Genomic DNA, 14,677 nt, shown 5'->3' on the forward strand with positions numbered 1-14,677 from the left:
CGTGAAGTCAGGTTCATGTCCCGAACTGCCTCACCGACCCGCAAGGTAAAATTAAGGTTCTTTATGTCATTGATTCCATACCGGTAGCCCGTAAGCGTAGCGGAGGGCGGATCTACGTGAAGTCAGGTTCATGTCCCGAACTGCCTCACCGACCCGCAAGGTAAAATTAAAATACTTTATGTCATTGATTCTATGACGAAGGACGGTGCCGAATCGCAACTCCTCAAAACGTTGGATCGGTTGCCACCGGAACAGTATGAAGCGTTCATTGTGCTGAGCCGTACCCAAGGCGAACGCCTCAGAGAACTCACAGCACTCCCCTGTGTGCGCGAGATCGCAACGCTCGCCGGTAAAGGTAGCCGCATACGGTTGCTCGAAAAAGCGTTCGCACTCGGTGGGATCGTCAACGCTATCAAACCCGACATCGTGCATAGCTGGTTATGGTATTCCAATTTCCTCTGTGGACTCTCCCGTAAATGCGGACTGTGGCGACAGATTCCGTTCATCGCTTCCCAACGCGGCGACTACCACGCGAGATACGGAAAGTTTCGGCTTTGGCTTACAGAAAAACTCATCTACAATGCCGCCAATGTCCTGCTGACGAACTCGACGCAGATCCAACGACATCTCCACCAGCGGTATCCAGACAAAAAGGTTGTCAGCATCCCCAATCTATTGGAATTACCCACCGAGACGTGGTCACCGCCACACACGTGTCACCCCGAAGAGAAATTAATCGTAAGCGTCGGACGGTTCGCGTCTGAAAAGGGGCATCGGTATCTGATTGAGGCGTTAAATATGTTGGACCGAGAAGATGTCGCCTGGCGATGCACGTTTCTCGGTGAGGGTGAACTGGAAACGGAACTCCGATCACACACAGCAGCACACGGGCTCTCGGAGTGGGTGACGTTTCCGGGTTTCTGTGAAGATGTTTTTTCTGTGCTTCTGACAGCAGATGTTTTCGTGCTCCCATCGTTGCACGAGAGTTCACCCAACGCATTGATCGAAGCGATGGGGATCGGGATGCCGTGCATTGCCTCGGATGTGGGGGGTGTTGTGGATCTGATAGAAGATGAAAAGAACGGTATCCGGGTTCCACCACAGGATCCAGCGGCGTTAGCGGCAGCACTGCATCGGGTGCTGTCGGAGCCTGATCTTGCGAGCGAATTGGGTAGGAATGCCCGCGCGACGATTCAACAGAAGTTTGACAGTGCGGGGTCTATTCAAAAATTGGAAGAGATTTATCGGCAATTGTGTGGGGCATAAGAAATATCTGTTGCTTGTAGGAGAAATCGCGTGACAGAATGGCATCGTGCCTACATCCAGAACGCTTACCGCGAGTTAGCGCGCGGCACAACACGAAATCAACTCGATACGTTGAACATCAATGCTACCCGCAAAAGGGTATTAGATGTTGGGTGTGGACCGGGGAATCTTCTGGTTGCCCTCTCTACCGATACACCAGAACTCCTTGTGGGTGTGGATGTGGATGCCATTTTTCTGACGGCTGGACGTTCTCGAATCGGGAAGTTAATAGAGCCGCCTTCTGCACAACCTGCTTTGCTACGTGCCTCGCTTCCGATCCTACCCTTCGCAGACGCATCTTTTGATCTCGTCACCTGTTTTCTCGTTATGCCCCATGTCCCTGATGACACAACCGCCTTAACGGAACTGGCGCGGGTCTTGAAACCTGGAGGCACGCTCGCCATCTCTGGACACGGTGTGGGGTTTCCACTTCGGTATCTCAAACGCTTCAAATTGAAGCCATTGCAGATGTATCTCGCGAGTCTGATTTATAGGTGCACCGGAAAGAAGTGGATTCGGAACACACTTCAGAACGATAAGAAAATCTGCGACATCTTAAAGCGGATCGGGATGGTGCCAGAGATGCGGCACTACAACAAAAAAGTCCTCGGCTGCGTTGCGACTTACTGGATTAAGGCGATTAAGAGTGAGGTCAGCCCTAAGGCAACGCAGTAATAGGAAAAGATGGAGAAGCGCCCGCGGTTTAGCAGAACCAATAGGAACCGCAGCGCGATATAGCCGACGATAAACGATGCAAGCATTCCAGTTCCCACGATGTGAAGTGGGATTGTGGTGTCTCCGAGGTCTCGGATTTTGAGGGCGACCGCACCGAGGATCGCAGGAATTGAGAGGAGGAACGAGTATTCGGCGGCGGTTTTGGCGGGAATCCCCAGAAAGAGTGCCAACGAGATGGTCGAACCGGAACGGGAGATGCCGGGTGTAATTGCGCATCCCTGGGCGATGCCGATGAGCGGCGCGTGCCACGTTTTCAATGCCGCAGTGGGGGTATCGGAACTATCCTCTTTCTCTCTGCGGAGTCGCGGGAGTTGGAGAATGATGCCGGTGAGGATGAGCATAACGCTCACGATGCGGACTTCATCGAAAAAAGACTCTAATTGCGTCTTGAACACCACTGCAATAATTCCGGTCGGGATGGAGCCGATCAATATCAGCGATATGAACTTGAGTTCCGCGGATGTATTGAGCGTTGCTCTGGGTTTCCGCCAAAATTGGGTATCCCCGACCGTCGTAAATCCACCTATCAGCAACCTTCCTATTGCCTCACGATAGCCGACGAGCACAGCAGCTAATGTGCCGACGTGAAGCATCACATCAAAAAAGATGAGGGGCTCCTTGAGTCCGAGGAATTGCTGTGCCAAGACGAGGTGTCCCGAACTACTGACCGGTAGGAATTCCGTTAAACCTTGTAAAATCCCGAGAAGAATCGCTTCAAGAAATGTCATGCGGTTATTGTAGCATTATTCCTCCGCAAGGTAAAATTAAAAAATAATACATTGACGATGCCCCAGATATGTGTTAAAATTCTTATTAAAATGATTAAGGAGGTACAAGAATGCGTGGAAATCTATTCCTGTTGGGGCTTACGGCGATCTGTGTATTTGCGGTGAGTCTCTCTTATGCTATCGAGGAAGAGGACATCCTTGTCTATTACTCTTTTGACAAAATGAGTGGTAACAAAATTACCGATGATTCTGGTAACGGAAACGACGCAGAATTGGTTGGAAAGGGTTCGCTCGTCGATGGGGAATTCAAGAAAGCGATCCATCTCAACGGTGGTGTCGTTGTAATGGAACAGAACGACTTTATCGTTCCGATCGGGGAGAAGACAGAGATCACAATGGAAGCGTGGTTTTACCTGAACCAACACGCCTCGTATGATGGGATCATCTCGATTGAAGCCGCCGCGGGTGGGTGTTGCGAGTTTCGGACGATGGTGAACCCCGCTTTCAACCCGTTTTGGGATGCCGGACATCACGCCGACAAAAGTCTCGCGAACTTCACATTTGAATTGAAAGAGTGGTACCACTACGTTTTGGTTGCCGATGGGAAAGATGGCAAAATCTATGTCAACGGTAAATTTATCGGTGAGCAACCCGAAAATTTCAAGTGGCCCAAGTTCAAAGAGGCAGCGATTTATATCGGGGCAGGCGAGAATCCGAACCTCCATAAAGTCGAGGACGCCATTATCGATGAAGTCGTTATCTATGCGAAGGCGTTGACGGAAGACGAGGTTCGAGAATCCATGGAGCTGAGTGTGCCAGGCGTACTTGCCGTTGAAGCCCGAGATAAGTTAGCGGTGACGTGGGGAGACTTGAAAACCGGTTTCTAAATCTAAAATCTAAAATAATTTGTAGGGCGGGGCACTTCCACCTCTGCCCTACACTAATTCGGAGACGCTATGAAATTAGGATTCTTATCAAGAATGTTTGAAGGGGCGTTGAGTATCGAAAAAACATATAATCAATGCGATAAGGCACTCAGTGACCTACAAGCCTACAACGAAAAACGCAAAGCGGCGGATTTTCAGATCTCAACTGAGGAAAAAGCCGAATTAGACGAGGTTGTCAATACGGCTATCACAAATGCAACCCGTATCGTGGACAAAGAAGGCGAACGGAATTGGCCCGGGGTGTTTCGGGAAATGCACACGAATTTAGCGAAACTCTATTTAGAACTTGACGAACACGATAAAGTCCGAGCGGAATGTGAACGCCTCCAAGACTATGGCGAGACTGGCAGGCTGGAAGCCGATGAGGTTCTGGAGAGCCTCAAGGAGAAAGAGGACGCTTAGTATTCCTTGGTGCTAAAAGGTCCGCAGGGAGGCGAAAATGCAATTCCTGAACCCTGCCGCGTTTTATCTACTCGGTGTTATTCCAGTCGTGGTGGCACTTCACTTTCTGAAATTACGCCGCCACCCCCGCCTCGTTCCCAGCATTATGTTTTGGCTCTCCACCGACGAAGACCGGAGAGCAAATATCCCTTTCCAACGCCTCCGTAACCTACTGCTCCCACTGCTGCAGGTGCTGTTTTTGTTGCTCCTGATAGGCAGTGTCGCGCGTCCGGCACTGCGTAGACCCGGATTCATGCCCGGCAAAGCAATCCTTATCCTTGATAACGCCGCGGGTATGTCCTCCACAGAGATGGGAGAAACCCGTCTCACACTCGCAAAACGGGCAGCACAGCAGTATATTAAAGAGATTACCACGAGTGGTGGGCTGATGCTCATGGTGACGAATTCCCCTGAAACCTACATCCAACAGACTTTTACGACGGATACCTCGAAACTCCATCAAGCCATAGAGGACATCGCTCAGACGCATACCCCGCGTAATCTCCGTCCCGTGTTCGATGCCGCAACACGCTATACGGATTCCCAACAAGATAACATTGTCTTTATCAGTGGAACGTTTGAAAATCTACCCGATGTCCCGCTGCCGGTGCAGGAAATTGGAGTGGGTGGAAATGCAGAGAATATCGGTATTGTTAGATTCAGTGTTGAGATGTTAACCGATCGTTACGAGGTCCTCATCGGCATTCAGAATTTTACGGAGAGTCCCAGGGAATTCGACGTTCATTTGGCAGTGGAAACTGTTCCGCTTGATGACAGAACGGTGTTTGTTCCGGCGGGTGAGACCAAATCCGTGCTGTTTTCAGGGGATCCGAGCGGTTTAGCGGGAAAAGTTCTCAGGGCACACCTTGATGTGGATGACCATTTTTCGCTTGATAACAGTGCATGGGCACTTTTATCTCCTGTTCCCTCACTGCGCATTTTGCTTGTCAGTGACAATCGGAGATCGTTGCTACCCGAACTTTTGGAATCTTATGGGGATCACGTGCAACTACGTTTGGTTGATCCGGCGGACTATCACGGCACAGGTGATGCGGATGTCACCATTTTCGATGGTGGCACGCTCGCTGGACGCGAGGCTTTTGAAGATTTCGCTGAAGTTGCCTCTGGAACGGCTTTGGTCTTCATCGCGCCGGGTGACAACCTGCCCTTCATTCGAGAGGACGCTCCAGTTGTCGAAACCGAGATGACCCCTGTGCGCGTTATCACAGAGGATGGGAATCACCCGCTCATGGAGAATGTGTCGCTGCAAGGGATACGGGTGAGCGAGTCTACGCATCGGGAGTTGCCACTCTGGGGGCATTCGCTTGTTGAGACGGAGAAAGGGGCGTTGATATGGATCGGTAGCAGGCAGGACACTCGACTGCTTGTTTTCGAGTTTGATGCGTTTAACCCCGAAATCTCTAATTTTGCGCTAACGATTCCGGAAGTCCCGCAATTTATCTACCAGTGTTTGGCGTGGTTTGAAGTCGGAACGGCTCCGCTGCAGCCGCTTCGGTCTCAGGGAAGTGGAACCCGACACGCCTTCCGAACGGGTGAAGAGGTGCGCGTTGCGTTGGCGCGTGAGGGACGCACGCTTCATGTGCAGAAACCCAATGGAACCACGGTTGGAGTGGAGCGTCCGATATACACCGAGACAGATCAGATCGGGGTCTACACCCTCTTTGCGGATGGTAAGTTGCTTGAGCGGTTCACAGTCAATTTGCTGAATGCTACAGAATCTGCGGTGTCATCTTCTCCTACAGGGTCGGTTGCAGAACCTTCAATGGATGTAGAAGGCGGATTGCAACCGATGGCACAGGAGATATGGCGTTGGTTTGCGCTTGCCGCATTCCTGCTGCTCGTGTTGGAGTGGTGGTTCTACCATCGGAGTAGCCTGTAATAGAAAATAAAAATGGGCGGATACAGAGATCCGCCCTATGAAGAATGTCCTATCCGTTCATCCGACGGATTGGGAGCCCCAACCCTACGGGACATATTTATGCACCACCCTTAATTATCTATCGCACCCAGAATACTCTGAAGCAGCTTGGCTTTCGATATCACTCCGCCGGCGCGTCCAACAAGCTTCCCACCTTCGAATACGATATAAGTCGGATGTGCCCTAACCTGATATTTGCCGGTTGTTTGTCGACTCTGCGCGACATTCATTTTCGCGACAGCAAACGTGTTCCGGTTCTCTAAAGCAATTTCGGCGACAACTGGCGCCATTCTTTTACAGAACGGTCAGCCGTCTTTTACAAACTCAACCACGACCGGTATTTCTGAGTTCAGCACGAGGGAGTTGAACGTCGCATCTGTGACTGAAAATGGAATGCCGGAGGTCTTAGGGGCAGTGGTAAACCGGATGTTGATATCCGTCGAATTGCCAGCCGCATCACTGACTTTCCCCGCAATAACATAGGTGATTGCGTTGTCGAGCTCCTTCCCTCTAACCAACTCAAGCGTCCCTTTCTTACCTGAAACTTTGCCGATCCAACCCGCATCAACACCCGCGGCGGTTCGCAGTGCGATGGTGCCGGTTACGGTTTCGTTGAAAGTAACCTCGAGCTGTCCACGGGTGTTAAGTGCCTCAGGGTCAACGTCCTTGTCGCCGTTGTTAACGCTTCCGCTGGTAATCTTGGGGGCTTCGGTATCCGGGGCACGAACGGTATAGTTGAGCGTTTGGGTGCCATCTGCCCAAACGACAGTCAAAGCGAGTCTGCCTGCGTCAAAAGGACCCGTGATTCGCACCCGCTTGCCCGTGATTCTCGTCGTTCCTGTGTTGACTGTAACGTCCTCTGGTGGATTGTCAAAGGTAAGGGTAATGGTATCGTTGACATCAATGTGCGATCGGACCGCTGGGTTTGCCCTCACAAACGCGGCAGGGGTTCTGATGGTATAGTTGAGCGTCTGGGTGCCATCTGCCCAGGTGACTGTCAAGGCGAGTGCCCCTGCGTCAAAAGGACCCGCGATTTCCACGGTTTTGTCAGCGACTGTAGCGACACCTGTGCTTACTGTAACGTCCTCTGGTGGGTTGTCAAAGGTAAGGGTAATGGTATCATCGACATCAATTTGCGATTGTGCCGCTGGGTTTGCGCGAACGAACGCTGCGGGAGTTCTAATGGTATAGTTGAGCGTCTGAGTACCATCCGCCCAAATGATTGTCAGTGCGAGTGCCCCTGGGTCGAAGGGACCCATGATTGACACGGTTTTGTCAGCGACTGTAGGGACACCCGTACTCACAGTGACATCTTCTGGAGGGTTGTCAAAGGTAAGGGTGATAGTATCGTCCACAGTCAGTTTCGCGTTAGCTGCTGGGTTCGCACTCAGGAACGCCGCAGGGGTTCTGATGGTATAATCGAGCGTTTGGGTGCCGTCTGTCCAAGTAATCGTTAACGTAAGCCGACCCGCATTAAAAGGACCCGTGATTTTCACAGTTTTGTCGGTGACCGTAGCGGTACCTGCGTTCACTGTAACATCGTCTGGCATGTTATCAAAAGTAAGCGTGATGGTATCGTTCAGCGTCAACTGTGAACCGATTGCTGGGTTTGCACTCACGAATATCACAGGTGGAGGGACGGTTTTACCTACGTGGCTCGCGACGCGGGTCAAATCGAGGATATTGACGGTGCCGTCTCCGTTGACATCCGGGTTCGGTGTCTGATCTGCGGTGGGTGTCGTGCCGAGATGTGCGGCGACAAGCGTCAGATCGAGGATGTTTATCACGCCATCGGCGTTAACATCGGAGGCTCTTAACGTTTCGAGATCGGTCTCTTGTGTATAGCCTACGGTTAAATGCGTGAGAATCAAACAGGTCGTTAAGAATAAAAAGGTTATTTTTCTCATTTTTTCTCCTTAGTTTCTTCAATCTCTAAGATGCCAAGGATGCGTTGCACCAATTCAGCCTTAGGCATTGCACCAGCGAAGCCTTGGACAATCTCTCCGTCTCTGAATACGATATAGGTGGGCGTTGCCCGGATGCGATATTCAGTCGTTTTCTCGGGTTGCGTCCTTACATCCAACTTGACGAAACTGAAGACCTCTCGATATTCCAATGCCACTTCTGCGACCACCGGTCGCATCAATATACAGAAGGGTCAGGTATCGTCTTTAAATTCTACCACAATCGGCAGTTCGGAACCCAAGACAATATCGTCAAAGGTTGGGTCTGTGACTTCAAACGGGATACCCGACCTACTACCCAAATGGCTCGCGACGCGCGTCAAATCGAGGATATTAACGGTGCCGTCCCTGTTGACGTCTATGTTAAGGGTCTGATCTGCGGCGAGTGTCGTGCCGAAGTTTGTAGCGACGAGCGTCAGATCAAGAATGTTTACCACGCCATCGACATTGACATCGGATGCCTGTAGGTGTTCAAGATCCGTCTCTTGTGTATAGCCTGTCGTTAAAAAGTTGGTCAGGATTAAACAGGTCGTTAGCAGTAAGACCGTAATTTTTTTCATTTTTTAAATTTACCTTGCGGAGGAACAGCGTACGTTTGAACTTTGACGTGCGTTCCTTATATCCGCTCTCCATTTCATTACGACTACGGGTTTTGCGACTATTTTAAGAGACACTCTTTCTTCTAAAAACACCTCTTAACTGACAACTGATAACTGACAACTGTTTTATACCTGTGCCTTGTGCCATTCTTGGACGGCTTCGGGAATCGCTTGGAGGTTTTCGATGGTTGTCTGAAGTGGGATCGCACACTCCGGGCCGATGAGTGGCACGCCTGCCTCAAGGTTTTTCACGACTTCCGCTTTAACGTCTTCCGGTTCTTTAGAAAACAGCGTTTCAGGGTTGTTAATATTGCCGACGAGCGCGATGCGTTCTTTCATGATGTCCATGGATTCCTGCGGTTCGTTTTTGGAATCGAAGTGGAAGGCGGACATACCGGTCTGTGCGATGTATTCCATTCTGTCAACCGTGCGTCCACAGATGTGCAGGATTAAAGGGATAGGGAGACGTTCAACGAATTCGATGTGAAGGTCCCGAAGGTAGCGTTGGTAGTATTCACCACTCACGAGATCGCCTGTGGCGTGGTCCGGGAGCGTAAGGGCATCGGCACCCGCCTCGATTTGTGCGATGCCGAATTGCACAGTGGCTTCCTTCATCCGATCAAGCGCGAGTTTGGTTTTACCCGGATCGTCAAGCGAGAGCAACAAGAAAGGTTCAACCCCAAAGCAGTGGTAGCCGAGCGACCAGGGTCCCATCGTTTTCCCGATGACAGCGACATCATCCCCGTATTCTTTCTTCAGGATTTTGATCGCTTCCAAGACGCACTGGGTGTCTGGATGTGTCAAAAAGTCGTTCGGGACAACGATATCATCGACATCTTCCCAGATCGGTTCTCGCATTCTAACGGTGGGCCAGTTATCCTTCTGTTCCCACTGAATTTGGCAACCGAGTGCGCTGGATTCTTGGATGATCGTGAAAACGGGCATGATGGTATCGAACCCGAGTTCGGTGTATCCCGTAGCAGCGAGCCGTGCCATGAGTTCCGGTTCTCGATTTGCCTGTGGGAAGGGGGCATCTACGAGATCCATCAGTTCGACCGTAGCGACAGAAGTCGGATTACAGATAGGCGTTCGATCGGTGGGTTCGTTGCGAAGCGCGGCAAGCACCCGTTCACGGCCCGTCATCGATTTAACAGTTTGGTTGTGCATCCTTGAATTCCTTCAATTTCCCTGAGCGTTTATCGCATCTAATGTTGTTTGAGGGTCTCTATTTCTTTGATGAGTATCTCGATTTGCTCCTGTTGTGCTTCAATTTTCTCATCCTGTGCGCGTTGGTTCTTGCGTTGCAGAGCGACAAGTATCTGAGGAATACCAATAACAACACCGATGAACCCTATCAATGCCAGAAGCAGCAAAAATTGGTTGTCTAAGCGTTTGTTTGTATCGTCTAAGTGTTTGTTTGTATCGTCAAAACGAGTATCAAAGCGTTTTTCTATAGATCTCATCTCACTTGTCAACCGTCGGTCCATCTCGTCAATCTTGACATTGACCTTCGCGATTTCCTGTGTGACGTATTCCTTCATACGTGCTTCGGATGCCTTGAACATTGCATTGATTTTTTCCAGATCCGCAGGACTGAGTTCTCCAAACGCTGGCGAACTCAGGAGCAAAAAGATAAGCGAAAAAAGCAGTCCGAATTTCATTTCGGTATCCTCTTCGTAAAAAATTGAATAAGGACTTGCCAACAAGGTGTCACATTGTTTTTAATTATACCTGATATTTACGTGTGCTGTCAACAAATATCCGAACTTTGGGAATATTCGATTTTGGTAAGTCTACTTCCGTATCAACATCTTGCGCGTCGCGGAGAAGTCGCCTGCAGTCAGCGTGTAAAAATACACGCCGCTTGCCACAGGTTCACCGAGTTGGTTTCTTCCATCCCAGTATACGGCGTGGTCCAAACTTTGATAGATGCCTGTCGGTTGATGTTCGAGTCCCAAAACGCGAACCAATGCTCCATTGGCAGCATGGATCGACACACTAACATCTGCGGGTGTGGCTAACTGATACGGGATATAAGTCTTGGAATGGAATGGATTCGGATAATTTGGGAGGAGTGCTGTCTCTATCGGTGTTAATATTGACAGTATCTGTTGTAACACCAGAATTGCCTGCTGCACATCAAAATCTGTCGTAGATAACCGTCGAGCATACTTTAACCAGAGTTGGACATCTGCCGCATTAAATTTTTCTCGTGCGTAATCGTATATTTCGGGGGTGTAAGCAGTACAGGATCCGATGGAACTTGCGACCAAAAGGACATCTAAAATATCTACGATTCCATCACTATTGGTGTCTGTACCATTTTCGCCTACTGTCCCGAGCTGTGAGGCTGTCATGAGAAGATCGTGTATAGAGATTATATGATCCCCATTCACATCATTTGTCAGTCGTTGGTCTACGTTTACCAGTTCACCTCCCCATATTGGATCAATTTCCCATAGGGTTACTGTCCCATTCCAACCTCCGGTGGCAAGTGTTTTCCCATCTGGTGCGAAACTGAGGCAACTGATGCCGAAGACATTGGGAACGGGAGGCGTTTTGCGGAGTCCGCCGGTTCGGACATCCCATAGCCGGAGGGTCCCATCCCGACCTCCGGTGGCAAGTGTCTTGCTATCGGGTGCGAAAGTCAAAACCGTATGGTCGTCCCCGTGGAGGCGCGTGCAAAAGGATTCCCCGGTCGTGGCGTTCCATAAGTAAATTGTGCCCCCGCTCCTGCCTGTCCGGTCCCTATCTCTCGCAGCGATGATGGTACCATCCGGACTAAAATATACTTCAATGGCATCAAGTGCCGGTGTGGGGGATCTCAGCGTTTTGAGCAATGCTCCGGTAGAGGTATCCCAAAGGTCTATATTCGGGTGGAGGTATTTACTGTCATCAATGAATTGATCATAATGTCTACTCGCGACAGCAAGTATCCGACCACCTGGACTATAGCATACACTATAAATCTCGTCTGTATACTGTCCAAGTGTCAACTCGTGTTGTCCCGTCGCTACGTTCCAAATCCCCAATCCACTACGGATTCCCTGTGCCACTGCCGGTGGAGCTTCAACCCCTACTTCATCAAGAAGCTTATCCAAAATATTAAAATTGAACCCAACAGCAAGTGTGCTGCCATCCGGACTCAAATCTATAGTACTGATATTCCCAAGTTGTCTATTCGTCCGACCGAGACTCACATAATCCTCGGGCGGAAAGGCCGTGTTAAAGGTGTGCAGAGGGGCTCCGGTATCGACATCTGACAATAAAACGGTTTGGTCTGCTATCGCAATACATGTCTTACCATCCGGATGAAAACGTAAATGATGGACTAAGTTAAAAGATGTCTCAAGTTTGCTGTGCACCATGCCATTTGAAATATTCAAGAAATTCCCACCTATAGCGAGGAGTCTACCATCCGGGCTGAATCGGAGATCCCTGAAAGAGGGAAGCCTTTCCCATTCAAGAGCTTTGTGTACTTCCTTAGTGCTGATATCCCAGCGAAGGGCGCCCTCCCACAACCAGATAGTGAGTGTATTGCCATCTCGACTCAAATATACACCAAATATCCATCCAGATACCTTTACGGTTCCACGCAGTGACCCGGTCAGAATATCCCACATCTGAACTACACCCTCATAATCTACTGTTACGAGTGTGCTACCATCTGCACTGAAATATAGGGCGTTTGATATGGCTAAATCTTTTGTGTTAAAGGTCTTTTGAAGTTTACCCGTGTCGACATTCCATAAACGCACTATATCCTTCACCGAGGTAGCCAGTATGTTACCCTCTGGATTGAAAAGTTTCGGTTTTATGAGGGCAGCGGGATCCATAAGCGTATGACGGAGTTTCCCTGTCTCGATATCCCATAAATACACCGTATCACTGGGTCCGCCCTCTACAACAAGTGTACTGCCATCTGGACTGAGGTAGGGTCGCTGGGTGTATATATGATGAACATCTGCAGCATTAAAAGCATTTAAAGCATATTGTAGTGCACCTGTAGCGACATTCCACACATGGACTTCAGTGACGAGGTTTCCGTCTGGATGCTTGCGTCCAACGACAAGGCGGCTATCGTCGGGGCCAAAGCCAATACTATAATGTCCATCAAAGGTGTCGTGTAATCTCCCAGTGGTGACATCCCACAAACGGACGGTTCCATCCAGACTTCCAGTGGCAAGTAAGCTACCATCTTGACTGAAATGCATGCTTGTGACACTGGCGGAAGGTCCAGTGAGGTGCCTACGGACTCGAGTAGGAATATCCCATAATTCTATGATGCCGTTGTTATATCCAATAGCAAGTGTCCTATTATTTGGACTGGCTCGCATAAGGTGGGAGCTCTGCGTGCCTTCAGGAGGTATAAACAGGTCGTGAAGCTGCAGCGTGTTCGCCTCATATATCCAAACGCCGATATGACCGGCGACCGCGACCCAAGGATCAGTCGGATGGAGGGCGTGCTCGATGACACCATACAATCCACTTTGACCGAAGCGTGCCTTTGCACCCTCCGGCAAACCAACTTGTGTATAAAGAGGGTATTCAGCCAAACTCGCGGAGGGAGACCATATCGAAACGAGGTTGAGCACAAATACAGTCAGACATGTGACTCTCATGGAACGGATACCTACCTTTCAGAAAATATAGGATACCATGCTAAAAAGGCTCCGGTTCCGGTATGAATGGCGGTTTCTTCACTGTTGTTGGGTCCACAACAGCCCCCATAAATAATACGGTTCCTGTCTGATTATCTCGGATCGCAAGAAAAAACGGTCGATTTACAACAAATGGAATAGGCGGTATGGATGCATCAAGCGTTACGAAGGGCATGACATCGAGAAAAACAGAACTCCCCGTGGAGGCTTCAGTGCCCTCTTCATTGACTTCAACGACTGCCGTATGCGTCAGATAACTAATAAACACCGGCACCGATGAAGCCGTCATGCGACTGAAATCGGCGCGATCTTCGTCAAATGCAATACCCATAGCGAGTTGCTCTAATGCCGCCTTCAGCTCTGCTGAATATTGTAGCTTGAATGTGGGCATGACGAGCGACACCTCCCTTTGGGAGAATAGCTGCATCCAACCCTCCCAATTTTCGACGTTCAAACGGTCTAAGAAGGTGTTGAGATCGGTGTCCCGATTCGGCAAGAAGATATACATACCCATTTGACCATCCTCGTAAGGAAGGCTGACTGCTTGAAACTGATCGCCTGCATAATATGGGTACCAGTCTGTGCGGCGCATCATTGGGATCTGTTTTTTATCGCCGTTCACGAGAGTGAAGGGTTCGTCCAGTGTCCGCGATGTGTCGAATTCTTCTTGCCAATTTCCCTTAAAATAAATCCCGCTAATCAGACACGCTATCGTTTGAGGGTCGATTGCCTCAACAACACTTGGAATCGCCCCGTTAGTGTTGGTATTTATGCTGTCGTTGATGGTTTCAACATTCCTCGGCTCTGTGAAATCGAGTGTTGCGATTTCTGTATCCAAGAATTGATTATTTCGATCCAGAAAACCGGGATCGAACTCAATATCGTCGGCAGCCCAAAAGGCGTTTGCAATCTCCAATGTCACCTTTGAATCAGGTGCCTGAAGGGCTCTTTGCAAGTATACATAGTTGGCATTGATTGACTCGGGAGCTAATGCTTGCAGTTGCAACGCAGATACTATTGCTTGTTCGGTTTCACCCCCTGCGCCGTTGCGTGCCATGGCGAGTGCGACAGAGAGGCTGAAGGGCGAGATAAGTGTATTATTATTCTGCTCGATTTTTCGGAGTTCATTGAGCAACTTAAATCCAAACATCGTATTGGCTCTAACGAGGTTCGGATCCACAGTGTCAAGTTCGTCTCGGTTGTTATCAATCATGCCAAGGTCAAACCTATCGCACCCAACGGACATGAGTAAAATCATGCCCATGAGTCCGAGGGAAAGCGTGATAACTATCTGTTTTCTATTCAACGTGAGTTTGATAATTAATTTCTGAATTTTTTGAAGAAAGAGAACCCTTTTG

14 protein-coding genes are annotated in these 14,677 nt (G+C 49.6%); 5 read left to right on the forward strand and 9 right to left on the reverse strand.

Features of this window, described 5'->3' with window-relative positions:
* Positions 1-192 precede the first annotated feature (192 nt).
* Both F4X88_18130 and F4X88_18135 read left to right on the forward strand, forming a co-directional pair.
* Positions 193-1,266 carry a glycosyltransferase family 4 protein gene (locus tag F4X88_18130; GenBank protein MYA58206.1) on the forward strand — a complete coding sequence of 358 codons (1,074 nt, stop codon included), beginning with the start codon at positions 193-195 and terminating at the stop codon, positions 1,264-1,266.
* A 3-nt stretch (positions 1,267-1,269) separates the two neighbouring features.
* Positions 1,270-1,980, forward strand: coding sequence for a class I SAM-dependent methyltransferase (locus tag F4X88_18135; GenBank protein MYA58207.1), 711 nt, complete (start codon positions 1,270-1,272; stop codon positions 1,978-1,980).
* Here the strand turns inward: F4X88_18135 and F4X88_18140 are convergent.
* The gene (locus F4X88_18140) at positions 1,929-2,768 is read right to left on the reverse strand and encodes an undecaprenyl-diphosphate phosphatase (protein ID MYA58208.1); all 840 of its coding nucleotides are present in this window, start codon (positions 2,766-2,768) and stop codon (positions 1,929-1,931) included. The two genes, F4X88_18135 and F4X88_18140, sit on opposite strands and share 52 nt — an antisense overlap.
* A 110-nt stretch (positions 2,769-2,878) precedes the next feature.
* Between F4X88_18140 and F4X88_18145 the strand changes: the two genes are divergently transcribed.
* The 3 genes from F4X88_18145 to F4X88_18155 all read left to right on the forward strand — a co-directional run bounded on the left by F4X88_18145 (position 2,879) and on the right by F4X88_18155 (position 6,056).
* Positions 2,879-3,655, forward strand: coding sequence for a LamG domain-containing protein (locus F4X88_18145; GenBank protein ID MYA58209.1), 777 nt, complete (start codon positions 2,879-2,881; stop codon positions 3,653-3,655).
* Between the two features lie 69 nt (positions 3,656-3,724).
* Positions 3,725-4,117, forward strand: a complete 393-nt coding sequence (locus F4X88_18150; GenBank protein MYA58210.1) for a hypothetical protein — start codon at positions 3,725-3,727, stop codon at positions 4,115-4,117.
* Positions 4,118-4,154: 37 nt separating this feature from the next.
* Positions 4,155-6,056 (forward strand): VWA domain-containing protein, encoded by a 1,902-nt coding sequence (locus F4X88_18155; GenBank protein ID MYA58211.1) that lies wholly within the window; start codon positions 4,155-4,157, stop codon positions 6,054-6,056.
* A 110-nt stretch (positions 6,057-6,166) separates the two neighbouring features.
* Here F4X88_18155 and F4X88_18160 read toward each other — a convergent pair whose 3' ends face one another.
* From F4X88_18160 to F4X88_18195, 8 genes are all read right to left on the reverse strand, one after another.
* Positions 6,167-6,385, reverse strand: a complete 219-nt coding sequence (locus F4X88_18160) for a hypothetical protein (protein MYA58212.1) — start codon at positions 6,383-6,385, stop codon at positions 6,167-6,169.
* Positions 6,386-6,400: 15 nt separating this feature from the next.
* Entirely contained in the window at positions 6,401-8,002 is a 1,602-nt protein-coding gene (locus F4X88_18165; GenBank protein MYA58213.1) for a hypothetical protein, read from the reverse strand.
* Entirely contained in the window at positions 7,999-8,238 is a 240-nt protein-coding gene (locus F4X88_18170; GenBank protein ID MYA58214.1) for a hypothetical protein, read from the reverse strand. Before F4X88_18170 ends, F4X88_18165 begins: the two co-directional genes overlap by 4 nt.
* 15 nt (positions 8,239-8,253) lie before the next feature.
* Positions 8,254-8,619 carry a hypothetical protein gene (locus tag F4X88_18175; protein ID MYA58215.1) on the reverse strand — a complete coding sequence of 122 codons (366 nt, stop codon included), beginning with the start codon at positions 8,617-8,619 and terminating at the stop codon, positions 8,254-8,256.
* A 165-nt stretch (positions 8,620-8,784) separates the two neighbouring features.
* Positions 8,785-9,825, reverse strand: a complete 1,041-nt coding sequence (locus tag F4X88_18180; GenBank protein ID MYA58216.1) for an MtaA/CmuA family methyltransferase — start codon at positions 9,823-9,825, stop codon at positions 8,785-8,787.
* Positions 9,826-9,863: 38 nt separating this feature from the next.
* Positions 9,864-10,319, reverse strand: a complete 456-nt coding sequence (locus tag F4X88_18185; protein ID MYA58217.1) for a hypothetical protein — start codon at positions 10,317-10,319, stop codon at positions 9,864-9,866.
* Positions 10,320-10,451: 132 nt separating this feature from the next.
* Entirely contained in the window at positions 10,452-13,280 is a 2,829-nt protein-coding gene (locus F4X88_18190) for a T9SS type A sorting domain-containing protein (GenBank protein ID MYA58218.1), read from the reverse strand.
* A gap of 40 nt (positions 13,281-13,320) precedes the next feature.
* The coding region (locus F4X88_18195; protein MYA58219.1) for a serpin family protein at positions 13,321-14,677 on the reverse strand (1,357 nt) is incomplete at its 5' end.

It is taken from the genome of Candidatus Poribacteria bacterium, from assembly GCA_009839745.1.
Classification (GTDB): domain Bacteria; phylum Poribacteria; class WGA-4E; order WGA-4E; family WGA-3G; genus WGA-3G.

Bases quoted from the DNA above. Each gene is read 5' to 3' on its own strand.
- F4X88_18185 (MYA58217.1), bottom strand. From the start codon at position 10,319: ATGAAATTCGGACTGCTTTTTTCGCTTATCTTTTTGCTCCTGAGTTCG.
- F4X88_18180 (MYA58216.1), bottom strand. From the start codon at position 9,825: ATGCACAACCAAACTGTTAAATCGATGACGGGCCGTGAACGGGTGCTT.
- F4X88_18140 (MYA58208.1), bottom strand. From the start codon at position 2,768: ATGACATTTCTTGAAGCGATTCTTCTCGGGATTTTACAAGGTTTAACG.
- F4X88_18130 (MYA58206.1), top strand. From the start codon at position 193: ATGACGAAGGACGGTGCCGAATCGCAACTCCTCAAAACGTTGGATCGG.
- F4X88_18165 (MYA58213.1), bottom strand. From the start codon at position 8,002: ATGAGAAAAATAACCTTTTTATTCTTAACGACCTGTTTGATTCTCACG.
- F4X88_18175 (MYA58215.1), bottom strand. From the start codon at position 8,619: ATGAAAAAAATTACGGTCTTACTGCTAACGACCTGTTTAATCCTGACC.
- F4X88_18190 (MYA58218.1), bottom strand. From the start codon at position 13,280: ATGAGAGTCACATGTCTGACTGTATTTGTGCTCAACCTCGTTTCGATA.
- F4X88_18170 (MYA58214.1), bottom strand. From the start codon at position 8,238: ATGCGACCGGTGGTCGCAGAAGTGGCATTGGAATATCGAGAGGTCTTC.
- F4X88_18145 (MYA58209.1), top strand. From the start codon at position 2,879: ATGCGTGGAAATCTATTCCTGTTGGGGCTTACGGCGATCTGTGTATTT.
- F4X88_18155 (MYA58211.1), top strand. From the start codon at position 4,155: ATGCAATTCCTGAACCCTGCCGCGTTTTATCTACTCGGTGTTATTCCA.
- F4X88_18160 (MYA58212.1), bottom strand. From the start codon at position 6,385: ATGGCGCCAGTTGTCGCCGAAATTGCTTTAGAGAACCGGAACACGTTT.
- F4X88_18150 (MYA58210.1), top strand. From the start codon at position 3,725: ATGAAATTAGGATTCTTATCAAGAATGTTTGAAGGGGCGTTGAGTATC.